This window comes from Flavihumibacter sp., assembly GCF_036676075.1.
Lineage (GTDB): Bacteria > Bacteroidota > Bacteroidia > Chitinophagales > Chitinophagaceae > Flavihumibacter.
In genome coordinates, this window is record NZ_JAKFDQ010000011.1 from 63,340 (window position 1) to 81,657 (window position 18,318).

Below are 18,318 nucleotides of genomic sequence, written 5' to 3' on the forward strand. Positions count from 1 at the left end.
TAATAATTTACGAATTTCTATAGTCTAATCAAAAAACTGTGCCATGTGTATCTCAGTGAGATACAGCTTTCAGGCCAACGATAGAGGCAATTAATGTAACAATGAAGAAAATGCGCCAAAAATCGGCAGGTTCTTTAAAAAAGATAATTCCGACAATTACGGTACCAACCGCCCCTATTCCCGTCCACACCGCATAGGCTGTTCCGATCGGTAACACGGCAGTAACTTTGACCAATAAAATCATACTGATTGCCAGGCAGAGAACAAAGCCACCGTACCAAAAGGCAGCCTCATTGCCACTAGCTTCTCTCGCTTTACCGAGGCATGCGGCAAACCCAACTTCAAAAAGTCCGGCAATAATAAGTATAAGCCAATTCATGGTTAGTCGCGGCTATTCAATTTTCCCAATAAACGCAACATCTCAATATAAAGCCACACTATGGTGACAAGTAATCCGAAAGCAGCAAACCATTCCATGTATTTGGGAGCGCCTTTGGCAACTCCGTTTTCTATCATATCGAAATCGAGAATAAGGTTTAGGGCGGCGATGGCTACAACAAATAAGGAAAAACCTATACCCATTAAACTTCCTTCATGGAGGAAGGCGATATTTATATTAAATAAACGAAGCACAAAAGCGATCAGGTAAAATATTGCTATGCCGGCTGTGGCTGTAAAGACGATGGATTTGAATTTCTGGGTGGCCTTAATTATTCCCGTACGGTAGAGAATGAACATTGCCAGTACCGTACCGAATGTGAGGGCGACCGCCTGCATCACAATACCTGGTGCTGTTGTGGCAAATGCATTGCTAAAAGTTGCACTTAATCCGCCAACAAAAACACCTTGAAGAAGTCCATATGGTGGGGCCAGATATGGTCCTAGTTTTGGTTTGAAAGAAATAACGAGGGCAAGAATCAATCCTCCTATGGCTGCACCTATCATCCATGGGAATACATTAACACCCTGGTTGAATGCATTCCAGGTAAAGACGGCAGAAGCCATCACCATAAAGAACAGGAAGAGAAATTTATTCATTGTTCCTTTCTCGGTCATCGTATCAGAAAGATCACCCGTAAGTGACATATCGAATCTTTTCTCTGAAAGGGTTGGGTTGCCAGATTTAAATATTGCCATGATATTCGTTTATGGCTCCAAATTAGCATAATCCACCAATAATGCAAGTGCTTATCCGCATCTTAATGATATTGTTTATGTGCTGGCAGATATTTTGCATTTGAGGGAAGAAATATCTTTATTATGGATGATTTTAAATGGGGTATAGTAGGAACAGGAGAAATCGCAAAGGCATTTGTTGCCGATATGAAACTTGTGAATGGCAGGAATCATAAAGTGGTGGCCGTGATGGGTACCTCTATGGAATCGGCAGGAAATTTTGCTAAAGAACATCAGGCTGAGAGGGCTTATGAAAGCATACACGAAATGGTAAAGGAAGGAGGTATTGATGGAGTTTATATTGCAAGTCCCCACCCATTTCATCATAAGGAGACAATAATATGTTTAGAGCATAAAATTCCGGTATTATGTGAAAAACCACTGGCCATGAATGCTGTCCAGGTGAAGGAAATAATTGAAGCATCGCGAAACAATGAAACCAGGGTTATGGAAGGGATGTGGATACGCTACTTACCATCAATCAATAAAATGCTTGATCTGTATAATTCCGGTAAAATTGGTGATGCAATACATCTTAATGCATCAATGAGTTATGTTGCGCCTAAGGATAAGGATAACCGGTTTTATAATGAAAATCTTGGCGGCGGTTCATTAATGGACCTGGGAATATATCCAGTGTATCTGGCAACATTATTATTTGGAAGACCAGAATTCTTACACGCATTTGCCAAACTTACAGATGATAATATTGATGAATACTGCCAGGCTATTCTGCGTTTTCCTGATAATAAGTTTGCCTATTGCGAATCTTCCATTATTACTAAAACACCAAATACGGCTGTGATCACAGGAACTAAAGGTCGAATTACCATAGAGGAACAATGGAATGAAAAACCACCAGCTATAGTTATAGATTATAATGAGGGGGAACCTGAGACAGTTACGCTGGATTGGGAAGGGCGTGGATTTCAATACGAAATTGAAGCATTTACTAATTACATTTTCAATAAGGAAGAGTCTCTATTGCATTCAATGGATGATAGTCTTCAATTAATGCAGGTATTAGACGATATCCGTGATAAAACCAGCATAGAATACCCATTTGACAAAGATGCCTGATCTAGGAACCTGACAGAGCAACTGCATTAAACCTTATGGTGAGTGTATCCCGGGAATAGAATAAAAGCTTGTTCTCCATAATCTTCCATCTTGTCACTTTAGAAAGTGCTTCAAGGAAATCATTTTCAATATTCACTCCAATACATGCCTTTCGTGTCATTATTAGGGGTGAAAATTTAATACTTTGGTCAGCATCCAACTCAAAACTGCCCCGCAAACTATTGCAACCCGTATTTCCATTAACAGTACCAACTGTACCAGGAATAAAAGCGAGGTAGGCCCCTTTCACAACACTTGTATCAACCATTTTACCATTCAGTTCTAAAAGATGCCAATGGAACTGATAAAGCGATTCACTTCCCGAAGAAACTATTTTATCCTCTTTTGTGGCACAAATATCAAGAACATTAAACTTTCCGAATTCGTTTGTCCGGCGATCGGTGAAATACATTTTTCCTTCCAACTCTTTCATCTCCCCATAACCTTCCACCATCTGGTTTCCTTTTTTCAAAAAGATCACCTCACGAATGGAGGTCATCCCTTCTGAAAAAAATGTATACATTGCCAGCAGGGTATCGCCCAACATTCTGCCACTAATGGTTCCCTTACTTTTATCTTTCCCATAAAAGTTATAAGAAAGAAATCCATTAACAGAATCACCATTCATTGTATATTCTAATCTTACTGTATCCCGATTGGATGCTTTCTGATAACAATAAGCGGAAGATAAGGGGAGATTTGAAATTGCAGAATCAATTACAATCTTGTTCTCTTTTTGGTCCGGCGCATTATTCTGGCAGGCAATGAGTAATATTAAAAGAAAGGCGGGCAGGAAATTTTTCATTGCTTGATCTTTGATACGTTTAATCATTCATTTTAAAAAAATGTATCGCCATCAGGAAGAATATTAGGATTAAAACATATCTCCCATAAATGACCATCCGGATCAGAAAAGCTGGCAGTATATCCCCAACTTTCCTCTCTTGCTTCTTTTACAAGAATTGCGCCTGCTTTTAAAGCTGATGCAAGTAAAATATCGACATCTTCCTGATTACCTGTGAAATGACTCAGAATAAAACCTGCCGAACGCACTTGTTCCTGGGGGTTATTAGTGAGGCCGAGGAACTTTTCTCTTTTATATAGGACTAGCCCGATGCTATCTTCCATATCAAACAGAACATGATCATTTCCTTCCTTATAGCCTGAAACAGGAAATCCGAGACCCTCTTTATAGAAATCGAATGACTTTTGAAGATCCGCGACCGCCAATGTTATAAAGTTTATTTTCGGGTTCATTTTAGAATATTAAGGCTATGGGATATATTGAAATTAAGAATATTAATATCTATAGCCATAACTAAAGTAGGGAACATTAATTTTGGCAATGAGCATTCTGCAGGTCCGACAAAATATTATAGAACAGCTTACACCGTTATATGGTAACCGGGAAGCCTTATTAATAGCGGATATGCTACTTGAAAAAATCGTGGGCTTACCTAAAACGGCTTTATTGAATCTGAATGCTTCGGACCTGTGGGGGGATAAACAAATAGCATTGAATGCGATGCTTTCCCAATTACTGGAACACCGACCAATTCAGTATGTACTGGGGGAAGCATGGTTTCAAAATATGCGATTTTATGTAGATGAGCGGGTCTTGATACCCCGGCCTGAAACGGAAGAACTGGTAGAATGGGTGGTAAGGGAAGAAAAATCGGGCCTTTCCCCTACTATATTAGATATTGGAAGTGGGAGCGGTTGTATTCCATTGAGCATCGCAAAAAAAATACCTAATGCGGTTATTCATAGTTGTGATATTAGTATAAGCGCCCTTGAAGTGGCCAGGAAAAATGCGTCAGATCTTGGTTTAAAAGTGAATTGGCACCATATTGATTTCCTTCAGGAAGCGGAGTGGAAAAAATTGCCAAAGGCAGACGTACTGGTCAGCAATCCGCCTTATATACCACAAAGTGGCAAGGCAGAGATGGCCATCCACGTAGTTGATTACGAACCATCAATGGCCCTTTTTGTACCAGATGAGGATATGATGGTATTTTATGAGGCAATTGCACGATTTGCCCGATTACATTCCAGCCAGGGCGCCCGGATATATGTGGAAATCCACGAGGACTTAGCTGAAAATGTCAGGGAATGTTTCCTGCGATCTGGTTTAAGGAATATTGAAACGCGGAAGGATATGCAGGGTAAAGAAAGGATGATAAGAGCTATTTCTGGTCTATAACTATATAATCTGCCCTTGCTCCCAGGGTAACCAGGTGTGCGCTGATCTGGCTAACAAAATCCTTGGGTCCGCATACATAAAAATGACGGCCAAAATCCTGAATTATATCGATAAGCATTTTTTTATCAATGCGTCGTTCCATAAAACCAATAACGCCTTCTCGTGTGAATATCCGTACAAAATCATCGCCTAACATTTCTTCCAATTCTTTCTCAAGGAAAAGATCATCAGACGTTTTGTTTGACCACACAAGCATATTATTGGTCATGAGGTTCATTGTTCTTAATGCACGGAAAATGGAAATAAATGGAGTTATTCCTGTACCACCTGCAATGAAAACACCCGGACCTTTATACTGCAATACCCCGAATGCATCCTGGAGAATCAATTCAGCATCGGCATTGATCTTACCTAACTCATTGGTAACTCCTTTATGTTCATCGTAAATTTTTATGGTAAATTCAAGATAGGGCCAATCGCCCAGAGAGGTAAAAGTGAATGGACGGAATTTATCTTTCCAATCGGGTTGATTTATAGCTACATAACAACCCTGACCCGGTTGAAAAAAATAGCCTGCAGGCTTCTCAACAATGAATCGTTTCACATCATGGTTGATGTAATTGGCCTGTAAAACCTTTACAATATGGTGGGCCATAGAAGGAGGGTTTTTTATATAGTGGAATTACTGGGCGCCGCTTTTATCGACGGCGAGTACTGAACGGGCGCCAAGTTCACGAGCTACGCGCATAACTGCCACTACATTTTCAATAGGCACATTTTTATCAGCATTTATAACAACTGAGGGTTGGTCAGATTCTTTAGCGAGAATAGGCTGGAGACTGGCTTTGAGTTCCTCAACACTAACCTTTGTGGTACCAACAAAAAACTGGTTATTAGCATCAATGGATACTACCACGGTTTGTTTGGACTTTGTATCGCTTTTAGCTTTGGGCTGCGAAAGTTTAATCACATTGGGGTTTGCAAGTGTAGAAACAATCAGGAAAAAAAGTAACAATATGAATAAGATATCATTCAGCGCCCCTGTATGCACTTCAGCATGGCCTCTAAGTCGTCTTTTTATATTCATTTCTTAGGTAATATTAATGAACCTAACTACCTGGTTGGTTCCTGCAGGGTATCAATGAAATCGGCGCTGGCAACTTCCATTTTATTAACCGTTTTGTCAACCTGCGCATTAAGGAAACTATGGCCAACATAAGCGAGTAATCCGATTATGAGCCCGGTAGCAGATGTAATCATCTTTACATATATACCGCTTGCAATTGTACTTAATGTATACTCTCCGGTGGAAGATATGCCATAAAATAATTGAACCATCCCTACAATTGTTCCAAGAAATCCGAACATTGGCGCAATACCAGAAATCAGAGAAAGGACGGAAAGATTACGTTCCATTTTATACATTTCCAGCCGTCCAACATTTTCCATACTTTTTTCAATGGCGTCGATGGGCTTCCCAATACGTTGAATACCCTTATCAATAATTCGGGCAACGGGATTGGAGGTGTTTTTTGCCAGCGAACGAGCGGCAGCTACATTTCCGCTCAGGATGTGATCCTTAATGATACTCATAAAATTCTCATCGATCTTACTTGCCTTATTGATGGCTATATAACGCTCAAAGAAAAAATAAATGGCCAAAACCAATAAAAGGAATAATGGAATCATCAGCACTCCCCCCTGGAAAAGGAGATTGATCAGGTTTAATTCCTGCCCTGGTGTTCCAGCGGCGGCAGCTGCACTTGTACTATCGGCTAATCTTCTTGCGGTGTCGGTGATCTGTAATAGGAACAAATTCATCTATGGTTGTTTTCGGATTTGTCAAACGTGAAAATAAGGCTATTATTTGCTAAGGATTTCTAAAGATTATACACTTTTCCACATCAGGCCCCCACCTGCTTCACCATCATGGCCTGGATCTGTTTCATAGTTTTTTCCATGCCTTCCGCACTTCCGTCAAGGAAAATAACGTTGCCTTTTCCATATTCAGCAAAGTTCTTAACTGCCTCTGTCCACATACTGAAGAGGATCACATTGGTATCGAGGTTAGCCTGGCGCATCCTGTCGGCAGCTTCACTCATACCCTTGGCCACTTCTTCCCGGAATAATGCAACACCCTGTCCACGTAATCTGGCAGCCTCACGCTCAGCTTCAGCCGCTATCTTTATAGCATTACCTTCTGCCTCAGCATTCTTGGTTTTAGTGATTAACATTGCCTGGCCTTCATTTTCTGCCGCTGCTTTAAGGTTACTGGAAGCCACTACTTTGCTCATAGAATCCATGATAGCCTGGTCAAATGTTATATCATTAATCTGGAGATCAAGCAAGTGGTATCCCCATTCTTCCAGCAACTGATCGATCTGATCTTTTACGTATTCAACAATTTCCTTTCTAAGGCTGAGGATCTCAGCCTGCCTTTTGGTGGCTACAAAAGAACGGATCGTTCCTTCAATGGTACGACTAAGAGCCTGCATTAGTTCACGTTCACTAATAAACTTAAAGGCTACCTTTTTTATAGTTTCATCCTGCTCATTCTGCACAGCAAAAAGAAGCATGCTCTTGAAATAAACATTGGCCTGATCGGCAGTTACTGCCTGGAATTCAAGTTCAATAGATCTGTTCTGGATGGAAATACGTTTGGAAATCACTTCCAGGAAAGGGATTATCAGGCTAAGACCTGGATGGAGTACTCTCCTGTATTTTCCAAACATAGTAACTACTCCCACTGTTCCCTGGTTGACCGTTTTCAATCCCATGAATATGATCAATACCAGTAAAATGATCCACCAATTGGACAAAATTAAATCCAGCATTATTACGGTTTTTGGGTTACAAGATAGTCAAGAATTGCTTAGCTCCGTTGTTCCCACAACTCCACCAAATGAACAAGTGTATCAACACTGCGTTCCATGTCTCTCACGCTTACAAATTCGTGTTTGCTGTGAAGCGCCATTTCCCCTGTAAAAAGATTGGGGCATGGCAATCCCATAAATGAAAGTCTGGAGCCGTCGGTACCGCCCCTGATAGGTAATTTAATTGGTTGAAGGCCGCTACGTATGATTGCCTCTTCAGCATAAGCAACAACCTGTGGATGATGCTGCAAAACTTCCTTCATATTCCGATATTGTTCCCGCACTTCATAAGTGCTACTTGCACCTGGATGCATTTTCACCACTTCATCGGCCATATGTTGTAACATATATTCATATTCGCCCAAACGTGAAGTTTCAAAATCACGGATAATAAACTGTACACTTGACTTTTCGGCATTACCGCTAATATGGACGGGATGAACAAAGCCTTCCCTGCCTTCAGTTACCTCCGGCGCCAGCTTTTCTTTCGGTAAGTTTGCCAGGAAAGTGGCTGCCAGCTTCAATGCATTCACCATCTTCCCCTTTGCTGTTCCCGGATGTGCACTGATACCGTGAAAATGAATGGTCATAGCATCAGCCGAAAAATTCTCATCCTCGAGGCTACCCGCTTCGCCTGCGTCAAGGGTATAACCAACTGAAGCCCCAAGCTTTTCCATATCCACATGCTCCACTCCTCTTCCTACTTCTTCATCGGGGGTGAACAATATTCGTATAGCTCCATGCTTTACATGTGGGTTTGTTATAAGATAGTTTGTAAGATCCATGATTACCGCTACACCTGCCTTATCATCGGCACCCAGTAAAGTAGTACCTGAGGCTGTTATGATATCATCTCCTATCTTTTCTTTCAGATATGGATGATCACTAATCCTGATCACCTGGGTTTCATCGTCGGGCAAAATAATGTCAGCACCATTATAGTTTTTATGCAGGATTGGTTTCACTCCGGTTCCACTGCAATCAGGAGCAGTATCCATATGGGCACAAAAGCATAATACGGGAACCAACTTATCCGTATTTGCCGGAATTGTCGCATAAACATATCCGTGTTCATCCAAATGCGCATCGCTAATTCCTATTTCCAGCAATTCTTTGACCAGTATACGACCTAGATCCTTTTGCTTTTCTGTACTGGGAAAAGTCGTGCTATGCGGATCACTCTGGGTATCTATGGTTACATAATTCAAAAAGCGTTCCGTTACAGTATATTTATAGGAATTGCTCATTAATGCTAATTTCGGGCAAATTACATTTTTGATGGCAAAGCCCGATACCAGATCACCATTGGTGCCGCATCCAATTCTACGGGTTACATTTTTTTTGGTTCTTTACCTTTCTGCTTTGCTTGCTGTAAGCTTACTCGATTTATCGTTATACACCAGGTTCACTGCAATTTTCATTGCCACCATTATACTGGTCATAGTATTCCGTGGGTTGGTTGACCGGCGAACTTTCACAAGTCTTGGCTGGCATTGGAAAGGGAATGAAAGACATTTTTACACAGGTGTTGCTTTGGCCATTGCTATGCTTGGTGGCGGTACACTTATATTAGCGGCCCTGGGTGAAATTGAATGGATGGACTATCAATTTAATGGGATTGATCTTGCACTTGCAATAGGCCTAATGGTGATGGTGGCCATTTCAGAGGAATTGGTATTCAGAGGGTATATTCTTACCAATCTTCTTGAAAACATGAAACCCTTCTTAAGCCTTCTGGTTTCTGCAATTGTTTTTGCCATATTTCATTCAGGAAATCCCGGATCCAATTGGTTAACGACGCTAAACATATTCCTGTCAGGTATTTTACTGGGCCTGAATTTCATTTATACAAGAAATCTTTGGTTTGGGATTGCTTTTCATTTTGCATGGAATTTCCTGCAGGGCCCTATTCTCGGATATGAAGTAAGCGGACTGGAATTGAATTCAATGTTGATACATACCAGTTCAGCAAATCAATTGCTAACAGGCGGTAACTTTGGATTTGAGGGATCTTTGATCAATACTCTATTAAGCAGTATTGCTCTTGTGACGCTTGGAACGGTTTACCATTTTCAAAAACCAAGCAATAAATAGTTTTTTTTAGCCACGTTTATTCCGGCTGTTTATAAAGGCATGCTCATTATTGATATCTTCTGCAAGGCTCTCAATGGAGCGGTCGGCAAATAAACTGATCAATTGTTCTTTAATAGGTTTGTACTCAAAATGCATGGGACAAGGCTTAATTTCGGAGCATTGCTTCAAGCCAAGAATACAGGTCTGGAATTTACTATCCTCTCCCATAAGGTCAAGGATTACACGAACAGGTAAACGCTTGGCCTTTTCAGTCATATAAAAGCCCCCGTTGGGGCCACGAACAGAACTGACCAGGGTGTTTCCCCGGGTAAGTTGTTGTATAATTTTGGCCGTAAATGATTGAGGTGAATCAATAGCTTTAGCAATTTCGGCTATGCCAAGCTTTTTATCCACAGTACTCTTTTGTGCAATGTATATGGTAGCCCTTAGGGCATATTCAGTGGTCTTTGAAAACATTGACCTGTTTTTTCCAAATGTATGCAATAGTGACAGAAAATAGTAAATATTTAAGGATACTTTTATCCTTTATTATTATTTTTACAGAATAATTCTGTCTATGAGCCTATTAAAGAAGAATCTCTCACCCCTGGTTTATTCCTGCAGTGGATGTTCCAGTGCAGCACAAATGAGCAACTGGTTAGCCTTACAATTAGACCGCCAGCAACTTGCAGAAATGTCATGCATTGCAGGAGTTGGGGGTAATGTGAAAAAACTTGTACGCCTGGCGGCATCAGGAAGAAATATTATTGCTATAGATGGTTGTCCGCTTGCCTGTGCAAAGGCATGCCTTGCCAATCACAACATTAGCGCCGATCTGCATCTTGACTTAAGTGATTTTGGCATCCGTAAGAATCAGCATGAAGATTTTGATTATGCTGAAGCACGCGAGCTCCTGGAGATAATTAAAGAAAAATATTTTGATGAAGAAACTACAGTCCAGAACACCCTCACAGTCTGAGACCATAAAGACTGAAGTAGTTTGTCCCAATGACACCAATCCCATGGGTATACTTCAGGGAGGCAGACTAGTTGAATGGATGGATATAGCTGCTGCAGTGTGTGCTCAAACACATGCAGGTAAGATATGTGTTACCGCATCAATTGATGAAGTAGCGTTTCGCCATCCTGCCAGGATTGGCGACATTCTCATTATTAATGCAAGAATTACAAGGGCGTTTGGCAGTTCAATGGAGGTGCTGGTAGATGCATTCGCAAGAAAAGTTACTGATACCAAAAAAACGCTTATTAGCGAGGCATATTTCACTTTTGTTGCGCTGGATACTATGGGTAATCCAACGCCGGTTCTTCCCGTGAGGCCGGTAACCGCCCAGCAAAAGAAAGATTATGAAGAAGCGATCATCCGAAAATCTGCAAAAGCAAAAAGACGATTATGAAAAAGGGAATCATTGATTTTATGGAAAACCAAACCTGCACAAGTATCTGTTGCATAGATCAGCATGGAAAACCGTATTGTTTTAGTTGTTATTATGCAATAAACGCGGACGATGTATACCTGTATTTTAAATCTTCCGCTGATACCTATCATGGAATTTCAATACAGAATAATCCCTTTGTGTCAGGAACAATACTGCCAGATAAATTGAACAAACTAATAACAAAGGGAATACAATTTACGGGAACTGTAATATCAGCAGATGAGAGTTCCGCTTTAACAGCGAGTTCATCTTACCATAATAAATACCCCGTAGGGCTATTAATGCCAGGCCAGGTTTTTACTGTTAGAATCGAAACAATTAAAATGACCGACAGCAGCCTGGGCGTTGGCAAAAAACTAGCCTGGAAAAGGGCGGAAGAAATATCTCTACAATAAGTCAATAAAGCAGAAACCCCGAAAAATTCCGGGGTTTCTGCTTTATTGAAATTTATACCTGATCATAAAATCAAGGCATAATTATTTTTGAAGGAGCACCAATAATTTCAACCAGTTCAATATCGAAAGTGAGGTCTTCTCCGGCAAGTGGATGATTTGCGTCTAGCAAAATCACTTCTTCCCTGATTTCAGTAATCACTACCGGAACAACCTGTCCCTGGCTATTATTTAGGTTAAGGCGCATACCTGCTTCAAGGGGCATATCTTCAGGAACCTGTTCGCGGGGGAACTCAATCAGCATTTCCGGATTTTTCGGCCCATATGCATCATCAACAGGAATCTGCACTGTTTTCTTCTCTCCAATAACCATACCCATCACCCCGTTGTCGAAGCCGGCAATCACCTGGCCACTACCCACCTGAAACTCCAACGGATCACGACCCTCCGAACTATCAAAAGTAGTTCCATCAGTCAGGCGACCATGGTAATGAACCTTAACGGTATCGCCGGATTGTACTTGTTGCATAAAAGATTTTTTTAAATTGTTCAAATCAGGCAGCAAGTTAAGGGAAAACTGTCAGATAGCGACTCAGTGCTGATGGCTTATATTTGGAACATGAAACAGAGCTTGTTATGCTGCCTTTCCGCAATCATTATGTTGACTTCTGCTTGTGCCCAGAAATCCGCATCAGTCAATAATACCATAGCAAAGCATGATACTTTGATAAAGAAAAATAAGCGGATTAAACCTGGTGCAGAAAACTTTGAAGCCTATCTCCCATTGCTTTCCGGGAAAAAGGTTGCCCTATTTGCCAACCAGACCACGGTTGTTAATGACAGTATACACCTGGTAGATGAACTGCGTAAAAGAGGGGTTAATATTGTTAAAATATTTGCTCCTGAACATGGATTCCGGGGCACAGCAGATGCAGGGGAAAAGGTTGACAATACGATCGATAAGAAGACAGGCATTAAGGTCATCTCCCTGTATGGTAAAAAGAGGAAGGCAAGTAAAGAAGACTTGCAGGATGTTGACCTTCTTTTATTTGATATACAGGATATAGGGGTTCGGTTTTACACCTATATTTCATCCCTTGAAGAATTCATGGAAACTGCAGTTCAGTTCAACAAACCATTAATTGTATTAGACAGGCCAAATCCGAATGGATTTTATATAGATGGTCCGGTTCTTGAAAAACCATTCCGTTCATTTGTTGGTATGCAGGCGATTCCAATCGTGTATGGGATGACGATTGGAGAATATGCGAAAATGCTGGCAGGCGAAAACTGGATCGATAGTGAATTCCCTGCCAGTAAGCTCAGGCTTACGGTTATACCCTGTATCAACTATACGCACAGTAGCAGATATAAATTACCGGTTAAGCCTTCCCCAAATTTACCGGATATGGCAAGTATTTACTGGTATCCCTCAACCTGTTTGTTTGAAGGGACGGTACTCAGTGAAGGAAGGGGTACAGATAAACCATTCCAGGTTTTCGGTCATCCCGACCTTCCAAAAAACCTTTATAGTTTTACGCCTGTATCCCGTGAGGGAGCTAAAGATCCAAAGCATAAGGATAAATTATGTTTTGGGTGGAATATTTCGGGACCCCCGGAAAAAATTCTGGAAACCATAAATAATCAGATCCATCTTGAATATTTACTTGAGGCATACAAACTTTTTCCGGAGAAGAATAAGTTTTTTATTGGTAAGGATGGCGCCAAACCCACTGAGTACTTCTTTAATAAATTATCAGGCAATGCAAAATTGATGGAGCAGGTAAAACAACAGTTAACAATGGCTGAGATAAGGCGTTCGTGGGAACCTGGGCTGAAGGAATTTAAAAATATCAGGAAAAAGTACCTGCTTTATGAAGAGTAATCAGACAACACAAAAAAAGGACTATCATGATCTTCGTATCATTTTCATGGGTACACCTGAATTTGCTGTAGCATCCCTGAGCGCATTGGTACTGGCGGGATGTAATGTGGTGGCAGTAGTAACAGCCCCTGATAAGCCTGCTGGCAGGGGAATGCAGCTGCAGGAATCGGCAGTGAAGAAATATGCGAAATCGAAAGATATTCCTGTATTGCAGCCAGAAAAACTACGGTCACCCGAATTCATTGATAATCTCCGCCAATTAAAAGCTGACCTCCAGATTGTGGTGGCTTTCCGCATGCTTCCTGAAGTAGTCTGGAATATGCCTCCTATGGGAACAGTAAATGTGCACGGCTCATTATTACCACAATATCGTGGTGCCGCTCCTATTAACTGGGCTATAATTAATGGAGAAAAGATGACTGGTATTACCACCTTTAAACTCCAGCATGAAATAGATACGGGTAATATACTCCTCCAGGAAAAATTAGCGATCAATGAGGACGATAATGCAGGAACTGTTCATGATCGGATGAAAGAACTGGGAGCGCAGTTGTTGGTGGAAACAGTTATCGGACTTGCAGGTGGTGAGCTGGAAGAAAAACCGCAGCCAGACCAGACCGGGGAGAACATATCCTTACATCATGCACCCAGGATCTTTACCGAAACCTGCAGGATCAACTGGAAACAATCAATTGAATATTGTCATAATCTCATACGTGGGCTTTCACCTTATCCGGGAGCCTTCACAGAAATGGAAGGAAAGACCCTTAAAATTTTTGCCGCAACAAAAGAATTTACTCATCCGCTCGGGCTTCCGGGGAGTATTGAAACGGACAGGAAAAGCTACCTTAAATTCGCCGGCACGGATGGTTACCTGCACCTGACCGATATCCAGATGCAGGGAAAAAAACGATTACCAATAGATGATTTTTTAAGAGGATACCGATTCGCAGACAATGTATAATTCAATATGATCAGTTACAATACCAAAGACTGGCTTTCAGTCCTTTTTAATTTTCATAAAGCAGATACTTTCAGGAAGTTATTTCCGATGATGATCGTCATCAGCCTCTATTCATGGGGGGTGGCCTATATTGAAGTGGAAATATTAAAGCTCTCACAGAACAGCACGGTCAAGAACGTATCTATCATGCACAACCTGTTGGGCTTTGCAATTTCAATGTTATTGGTATTTCGAACGAATACAGCCTATGACCGCTGGTGGGAGGGGCGGAAGCTTTGGGGTTCACTAACCAACAATTCACGAAATCTAGCCGTCAAGCTGAATGCAATACTGGAGGTAGAAGACAATATTAATCGCAACTTTTTTCGGAAGTCCATCCCTCTATATGCAAGTATGCTGCGCGATCATCTCCGTTCAGAGAAAACAAGGCTCGCACTTGACGAGATAGATCATCCGGAACTTGAAATTGATCAAACCCGACACCTGCCCAACCAGGTTGCATCGCTCATGCTGAAACGAACACATGATCTATTTAGAAATAAAAAGATCAGTGGCGATCAACTTATAACGCTCAATAATGAACTTACTTCATTTACAGATATTTGCGGAGCATGTGAAAGAATAAAAAATACGCCAATACCCTACTCATATAGTGTATTCATTAAAAAATTTATTTTCATTTATGTTATCACTTTACCAATTGGATTCGTGTTCAATCTGGGTTATCTTGTAATTCCGGTTGTAGTATTCGTCTTTTATGTACTGGCAAGTCTGGAGTTGATCGCAGAAGAAATAGAAGATCCGTTTGGAGGTGATGCCAACGATGTTCCTACTGAAAAGCTGTCACAGAATATTAAGCTGCACGTAAATGAAATCTTTTCCTAGTCTATGAATTACTTAAAGGCTATCGGGTGTTACTTAATTTCAGGTTTTGTTTTCTCCCTGGTGCCGGGCTGTACCAGTACGAAAAAATCTACTGTTAACCCTAACCCCATCCCCACATCCAGATCATTGCCTCCCCTGATGGAATCTGTATTGAACATTCCGGTTAAGGTAGTGATCACTCCATTCCTTAAACAGGCAGAAAGTATTGCCCCTAAAGAGATCAGATCAGATGGCTGGCCGGAATACATGCTGAGTAGTTGCGATTTCAGGTATAAATACAGGTTTGTACGCTCAACCTTTCAATTTAGCTGTATCAACAACAGGATATCGGTTGCCATGAATGGCAATTACCAGATCGCGGGAAGTAAAACGGTTTGTGTGATGGGCCAATCAGTTTCACCATGGATAAATGGTAGTTGTGGATTTGGTAATGAGCCCATGCGCAAAGTCAATATTAATCTCATATCTGATCTCCGGTTCACGCCAGATTACCGTCTTCAGAGCACCACCCGAACAGAGAAGGTTGTACCTATTGATAAATGTCTTGTCACCATATTCAATAATGATGTTACAACGGAGGTCATGGATAGTATTGCCGCTTCTGTAAATCTGTTTGGCACCAATATTGACAAGGTTGTAAAGGAGATGAATTTCAGCAACTATCTGGCACCTATTGGAGAAAAAGCCGGCAAGAAAATTCCGCTTGGAACATATGGTTTTATGAAACTAAATGCCAGTTCCGTAAGGATGGGTCCAATAAATTTTTCTGCAGACACTTTAAGATTCACTGCAGGCATATCTTGTTTTCCTGAAATTAGCTCAGACAGTATAAATCATAGTGTTACCAAACATCTGCCACCATTAACCAACAATACAACAGGTGATGGTTTTGCACTCAGTTCTAATGCCATCTATGATTATAAAACTATTGACAGTTTATTGACGCGAACATTAAAAGACAGATCATTTGATGTTAAGGGAGAAAAAATTCGGATTGAGAAAGTTCAGGTAAAGGGTCTGGAAGGTTATATGGTGGAATTTAAAATAACGTTCACCGGAACAAAAAGAGGAACACTCTTTCTAAAGGGCACACCAGATCTAGATGTGAATACCCAGCAATTATCCGTACCCGATCTGGAATATGACCTTAATTCTTCGAGTATTGTACTTGTTATTGGTAAGACCTTTTTCAACCGTCAGATCCTTGAAAATTTAAGGAAGCAGGCAAAAATCAATGTGAGGGAGCTATACCTAAAAAACAAACAGAAAATAGACGATCAATTCAACAGAGATATCACCACGGGTATAAGACTGAAAGGAAACACAAGTGAACTTAAGCTAAATGGCCTTATTATAAACCGCGACAATGTTCAGGTACAGGCCATTGTCACCGGAAATGTAAATCTTTTGATCAGCAATTTACCCGGGCGTTGATCATGAAACGGGAAACCAAAGCGGGGTTGGATCATTCCAATTACCGTTATAATTTATAAACAATTCCTGGCCAGCAACAATGTCACGAACAGTTGTGACTTTGATAAGATTGTATTCATAATCCATTTCATATTCACAATTACTGTTGAAGGAGTGGTTATAAAGCGGAATATATCCCAATGCCATACAGCACTGATTAAGATCGGGCCCCCATTCAAAAATATAATCGTGCAATATGGTCTGGTCGAGCAAGGCCCTGTCTGCAGCTGACATTACGATAACCGGACTTTGTTCCACCACGGTACCAGCTGCAATGTTTTCGGAGGAAAACACACCCCGGCCCATCGAAGAAGTAGGAGCAACAAATAAGGAAGGCAAAATCATGATGCAATTTAAACTGTAAATTTGATGCATGACCGAAGAATTGGAAACTCCACCATCGCTCTATGAGCAATTTGAAAGCCTCATACATCTTGAGGACAAATTGCGCATCCGGGAATTCCTGAACAACCAGAATATCAGTGATGTTGCTGAACTGGTTGATGAATATGATGAGTTTGCCAGTCAGATCATTGGCAACATGAGTACGCATCGTGCTGCCAGTGTATTTAAGATCCTTGATTTTTCGGTTCAGAAGGATGTAATCCAGGAACTACCCCCTTTAAAGTCTGCAGAGCTTTTAAATGAACTCCCGGCCGATGACAGAACCGCCTTTCTGGAAGAGTTACCAAGCGAAGTAGTAAAAGAGCTGATCAAAACCCTTGATCCGGAAGAGCGCAGGATAACACTATCCTTGCTTGGATATCCTGAAGGAAGTGTGGGAAGGCTGATGACTCCTGATTACATAGCAGTGAACAGTGACTGGACAATGGCTGATGTGCTGGAGCATATCCGTGATGTAGGTCGTGATTCCGAAACAATTGATGTTATCTATGTTGTAAATGATAAGGGAGAGTTTGTGGATGACATGCGGATCAGGGAAGTAATTCTGACAAATCCTGAAAAAGTTGTTAGTGAAGTGATAGACTATCGCTTCATTGCGTTGAATGTTAATGACGACCAGGAAGTTGCCAATCAGATATTCAGGATGAATAACAGGGTGGCCTTACCGGTTGTGGATGATCAGAATATTTTGTTGGGTATTGTGACCATTGATGATGTATTATGGGTAGCAAATGAAGAATTCAGTGAAGACATACAACGTATTGGTGGTACGGAAGCATTGGATGAGCCTTATCTTGAAATGCCGATATTAAAACTCTTCAAGAAAAGAGTTGTATGGATGGTGGTGCTGTTTATTGGGGAGATGCTTACAGCAACGGCAATGGGCTATTTTGAAGATGAAATTGCAAAGGCAGTGGTGTTGGCGCTTTTTGTACCACTAATAATATCAAGTGGTGGTAATAGCGGTTCACAGGCTTCTACACTTATTATTCAGGCAATGGCTGTGGGAGAAATTACTATTAGTGACTGGTGGAGAGTTTTAAGACGGGAAATAATTTCTGGTATACTATTAGGATCAGTATTGGGAATCATTGGATTTTTCAGGGTAGTGTTATGGTCGCAATTTTTCCCTGATGTTTATGGTCCGCATTATTTAATGCTTGGTGCTGCTGTTGGTGTTTCGCTGATGGGTGTAATCCTCTGGGGAACATTAAGTGGGTCGATGCTACCAATATTTCTTAAGCGAGCGGGGGCGGACCCTGCTGTATCCTCAGCGCCATTCGTGGCAACATTGGTAGATGTAACGGGATTGATAATTTATTTCTCCGTGGCATACTTCTTTCTCCGGGGGCTTATGCTATAAGTCTGGAGTATATCACCAGAGCCCTCTTAAAGGCTTACGCAATCGATTGC

General features: G+C 41.2%; 22 protein-coding genes. 10 read left to right on the forward strand and 12 right to left on the reverse strand.

The features are described 5' to 3' along the window. Window positions 1-52: 52 nt before the first annotated feature. Window positions 53-379, reverse strand: a complete 327-nt coding sequence (locus V6M43_RS14355) for a DMT family transporter (RefSeq protein ID WP_039134667.1) — start codon at window positions 377-379, stop codon at window positions 53-55. A gap of 2 nt (window positions 380-381) precedes the next feature. After that, window positions 382-1,137: a Bax inhibitor-1/YccA family protein gene (locus V6M43_RS14360; RefSeq protein ID WP_332736404.1), complete on the reverse strand. Its 756-nt coding sequence runs from the start codon at window positions 1,135-1,137 to the stop codon at window positions 382-384. Window positions 1,138-1,260: 123 nt separating this feature from the next. On the opposite strand from V6M43_RS14360, the gene V6M43_RS14365 reads away from it, so the two are divergent. After that, window positions 1,261-2,256 carry a Gfo/Idh/MocA family protein gene (locus V6M43_RS14365; protein ID WP_332736405.1) on the forward strand — a complete coding sequence of 332 codons (996 nt, stop codon included), beginning with the start codon at window positions 1,261-1,263 and terminating at the stop codon, window positions 2,254-2,256. Between the two features lies 1 nt (window position 2,257). Here the strand turns inward: V6M43_RS14365 and V6M43_RS14370 are convergent, their stop codons facing one another. Together V6M43_RS14370 and V6M43_RS14375 are read right to left on the reverse strand one after the other, a co-directional pair. Next, window positions 2,258-3,100, reverse strand: coding sequence for an META domain-containing protein (locus V6M43_RS14370; RefSeq protein ID WP_332736407.1), 843 nt, complete (start codon window positions 3,098-3,100; stop codon window positions 2,258-2,260). A gap of 32 nt (window positions 3,101-3,132) precedes the next feature. Continuing rightward, the gene (locus V6M43_RS14375; protein ID WP_332736409.1) at window positions 3,133-3,552 is read right to left on the reverse strand and encodes a VOC family protein; all 420 of its coding nucleotides are present in this window, start codon (window positions 3,550-3,552) and stop codon (window positions 3,133-3,135) included. An 88-nt stretch (window positions 3,553-3,640) separates the two neighbouring features. Here V6M43_RS14375 and prmC point away from each other — a divergent pair, with 88 nt between their 5' ends. After that, window positions 3,641-4,498 carry a peptide chain release factor N(5)-glutamine methyltransferase gene (prmC, locus tag V6M43_RS14380; RefSeq protein WP_332736411.1) on the forward strand — a complete coding sequence of 286 codons (858 nt, stop codon included), beginning with the start codon at window positions 3,641-3,643 and terminating at the stop codon, window positions 4,496-4,498. Here the strand turns inward: prmC and V6M43_RS14385 are convergent. The 5 genes from V6M43_RS14385 to pepT all read right to left on the reverse strand — a co-directional run bounded on the left by V6M43_RS14385 (window position 4,482) and on the right by pepT (window position 8,618). Continuing rightward, the gene (locus V6M43_RS14385) at window positions 4,482-5,153 is read right to left on the reverse strand and encodes a flavodoxin reductase (RefSeq protein WP_332736413.1); all 672 of its coding nucleotides are present in this window, start codon (window positions 5,151-5,153) and stop codon (window positions 4,482-4,484) included. The two genes, prmC and V6M43_RS14385, sit on opposite strands and share 17 nt — an antisense overlap. A gap of 27 nt (window positions 5,154-5,180) precedes the next feature. Next, window positions 5,181-5,585: an ExbD/TolR family protein gene (locus V6M43_RS14390; RefSeq protein ID WP_332736415.1), complete on the reverse strand. Its 405-nt coding sequence runs from the start codon at window positions 5,583-5,585 to the stop codon at window positions 5,181-5,183. A 26-nt stretch (window positions 5,586-5,611) separates the two neighbouring features. After that, window positions 5,612-6,319: a MotA/TolQ/ExbB proton channel family protein gene (locus V6M43_RS14395; RefSeq protein ID WP_039134688.1), complete on the reverse strand. Its 708-nt coding sequence runs from the start codon at window positions 6,317-6,319 to the stop codon at window positions 5,612-5,614. Window positions 6,320-6,402: 83 nt separating this feature from the next. Beyond that, window positions 6,403-7,332, reverse strand: coding sequence for an SPFH domain-containing protein (locus tag V6M43_RS14400; RefSeq protein ID WP_332736418.1), 930 nt, complete (start codon window positions 7,330-7,332; stop codon window positions 6,403-6,405). Window positions 7,333-7,370: 38 nt separating this feature from the next. Then, entirely contained in the window at window positions 7,371-8,618 is a 1,248-nt protein-coding gene (pepT, locus tag V6M43_RS14405) for a peptidase T (protein ID WP_332736420.1), read from the reverse strand. Window positions 8,619-8,649: 31 nt separating this feature from the next. Here pepT and V6M43_RS14410 point away from each other — a divergent pair, with 31 nt between their 5' ends. Further along, complete coding sequence (locus V6M43_RS14410; protein ID WP_332736422.1) at window positions 8,650-9,465, forward strand: CPBP family intramembrane glutamic endopeptidase; 816 nt, start codon at window positions 8,650-8,652, stop codon at window positions 9,463-9,465. A gap of 6 nt (window positions 9,466-9,471) precedes the next feature. On the opposite strand, the gene V6M43_RS14415 is transcribed toward V6M43_RS14410, so the two are convergent. Beyond that, on the reverse strand, window positions 9,472-9,921 hold the full coding sequence (locus V6M43_RS14415; protein WP_332736424.1) for an RrF2 family transcriptional regulator: 450 nt from the start codon (window positions 9,919-9,921) through the stop codon (window positions 9,472-9,474). A 100-nt stretch (window positions 9,922-10,021) separates the two neighbouring features. Here V6M43_RS14415 and V6M43_RS14420 point away from each other — a divergent pair, with 100 nt between their 5' ends. Beyond that, a complete protein-coding gene (locus V6M43_RS14420; protein ID WP_332736426.1) occupies window positions 10,022-10,423 on the forward strand; it encodes a putative zinc-binding protein in 402 nt (133 codons plus the stop codon). Beyond that, window positions 10,386-10,859 carry an acyl-CoA thioesterase gene (locus tag V6M43_RS14425; RefSeq protein WP_332736428.1) on the forward strand — a complete coding sequence of 158 codons (474 nt, stop codon included), beginning with the start codon at window positions 10,386-10,388 and terminating at the stop codon, window positions 10,857-10,859. Before V6M43_RS14420 ends, V6M43_RS14425 begins: the two co-directional genes overlap by 38 nt. 507 nt (window positions 10,860-11,366) lie before the next feature. On the opposite strand, the gene V6M43_RS14430 is transcribed toward V6M43_RS14425, so the two are convergent. After that, window positions 11,367-11,822, reverse strand: a complete 456-nt coding sequence (locus tag V6M43_RS14430; protein WP_332736430.1) for an FKBP-type peptidyl-prolyl cis-trans isomerase — start codon at window positions 11,820-11,822, stop codon at window positions 11,367-11,369. 90 nt (window positions 11,823-11,912) lie between these two features. On the opposite strand from V6M43_RS14430, the gene V6M43_RS14435 reads away from it, so the two are divergent. From V6M43_RS14435 to V6M43_RS14450, 4 genes are read left to right on the forward strand one after another with little or no spacing between them, the layout of a single operon-like run. Continuing rightward, window positions 11,913-13,178, forward strand: a complete 1,266-nt coding sequence (locus V6M43_RS14435; protein WP_332736431.1) for an exo-beta-N-acetylmuramidase NamZ family protein — start codon at window positions 11,913-11,915, stop codon at window positions 13,176-13,178. Continuing rightward, window positions 13,168-14,142 carry a methionyl-tRNA formyltransferase gene (gene fmt, locus V6M43_RS14440; protein WP_332736433.1) on the forward strand — a complete coding sequence of 325 codons (975 nt, stop codon included), beginning with the start codon at window positions 13,168-13,170 and terminating at the stop codon, window positions 14,140-14,142. The genes V6M43_RS14435 and fmt overlap by 11 nt, the downstream gene beginning before the upstream one ends. Before the next feature lie 6 nt (window positions 14,143-14,148). Continuing rightward, window positions 14,149-15,027, forward strand: a complete 879-nt coding sequence (locus tag V6M43_RS14445; protein WP_332736435.1) for a bestrophin family protein — start codon at window positions 14,149-14,151, stop codon at window positions 15,025-15,027. 3 nt (window positions 15,028-15,030) lie between these two features. Beyond that, window positions 15,031-16,461 carry a DUF4403 family protein gene (locus tag V6M43_RS14450; RefSeq protein WP_332736437.1) on the forward strand — a complete coding sequence of 477 codons (1,431 nt, stop codon included), beginning with the start codon at window positions 15,031-15,033 and terminating at the stop codon, window positions 16,459-16,461. On the opposite strand, the gene V6M43_RS14455 is transcribed toward V6M43_RS14450, so the two are convergent. After that, entirely contained in the window at window positions 16,462-16,875 is a 414-nt protein-coding gene (locus V6M43_RS14455; protein ID WP_332736439.1) for an SET domain-containing protein, read from the reverse strand. Here V6M43_RS14455 and mgtE point away from each other — a divergent pair. Beyond that, window positions 16,874-18,268 (forward strand): magnesium transporter, encoded by a 1,395-nt coding sequence (mgtE, locus tag V6M43_RS14460; RefSeq protein WP_332736441.1) that lies wholly within the window; start codon window positions 16,874-16,876, stop codon window positions 18,266-18,268. The two genes, V6M43_RS14455 and mgtE, sit on opposite strands and share 2 nt — an antisense overlap. Window positions 18,269-18,318: the final 50 nt, after the last annotated feature.

Coding starts and splice junctions, on each gene's coding strand:
- V6M43_RS14425 (WP_332736428.1), top strand. CDS start 10,386: ATGAAGAAACTACAGTCCAGAACACCCTCACAGTCTGAGACCATAAAG.
- V6M43_RS14450 (WP_332736437.1), top strand. CDS start 15,031: ATGAATTACTTAAAGGCTATCGGGTGTTACTTAATTTCAGGTTTTGTT.
- V6M43_RS14435 (WP_332736431.1), top strand. CDS start 11,913: ATGAAACAGAGCTTGTTATGCTGCCTTTCCGCAATCATTATGTTGACT.
- V6M43_RS14365 (WP_332736405.1), top strand. CDS start 1,261: ATGGATGATTTTAAATGGGGTATAGTAGGAACAGGAGAAATCGCAAAG.
- prmC (WP_332736411.1), top strand. CDS start 3,641: ATGAGCATTCTGCAGGTCCGACAAAATATTATAGAACAGCTTACACCG.
- V6M43_RS14375 (WP_332736409.1), bottom strand. CDS start 3,552: ATGAACCCGAAAATAAACTTTATAACATTGGCGGTCGCGGATCTTCAA.
- V6M43_RS14360 (WP_332736404.1), bottom strand. CDS start 1,137: ATGGCAATATTTAAATCTGGCAACCCAACCCTTTCAGAGAAAAGATTC.
- V6M43_RS14395 (WP_039134688.1), bottom strand. CDS start 6,319: ATGAATTTGTTCCTATTACAGATCACCGACACCGCAAGAAGATTAGCC.
- V6M43_RS14410 (WP_332736422.1), top strand. CDS start 8,650: ATGGCAAAGCCCGATACCAGATCACCATTGGTGCCGCATCCAATTCTA.
- V6M43_RS14385 (WP_332736413.1), bottom strand. CDS start 5,153: ATGGCCCACCATATTGTAAAGGTTTTACAGGCCAATTACATCAACCAT.
- V6M43_RS14455 (WP_332736439.1), bottom strand. CDS start 16,875: ATGCATCAAATTTACAGTTTAAATTGCATCATGATTTTGCCTTCCTTA.
- V6M43_RS14430 (WP_332736430.1), bottom strand. CDS start 11,822: ATGCAACAAGTACAATCCGGCGATACCGTTAAGGTTCATTACCATGGT.
- mgtE (WP_332736441.1), top strand. CDS start 16,874: ATGACCGAAGAATTGGAAACTCCACCATCGCTCTATGAGCAATTTGAA.
- V6M43_RS14420 (WP_332736426.1), top strand. CDS start 10,022: ATGAGCCTATTAAAGAAGAATCTCTCACCCCTGGTTTATTCCTGCAGT.
- V6M43_RS14370 (WP_332736407.1), bottom strand. CDS start 3,100: ATGAAAAATTTCCTGCCCGCCTTTCTTTTAATATTACTCATTGCCTGC.
- fmt (WP_332736433.1), top strand. CDS start 13,168: ATGAAGAGTAATCAGACAACACAAAAAAAGGACTATCATGATCTTCGT.
- V6M43_RS14415 (WP_332736424.1), bottom strand. CDS start 9,921: ATGTTTTCAAAGACCACTGAATATGCCCTAAGGGCTACCATATACATT.
- V6M43_RS14400 (WP_332736418.1), bottom strand. CDS start 7,332: ATGCTGGATTTAATTTTGTCCAATTGGTGGATCATTTTACTGGTATTG.
- pepT (WP_332736420.1), bottom strand. CDS start 8,618: ATGAGCAATTCCTATAAATATACTGTAACGGAACGCTTTTTGAATTAT.
- V6M43_RS14445 (WP_332736435.1), top strand. CDS start 14,149: ATGATCAGTTACAATACCAAAGACTGGCTTTCAGTCCTTTTTAATTTT.
- V6M43_RS14390 (WP_332736415.1), bottom strand. CDS start 5,585: ATGAATATAAAAAGACGACTTAGAGGCCATGCTGAAGTGCATACAGGG.
- V6M43_RS14355 (WP_039134667.1), bottom strand. CDS start 379: ATGAATTGGCTTATACTTATTATTGCCGGACTTTTTGAAGTTGGGTTT.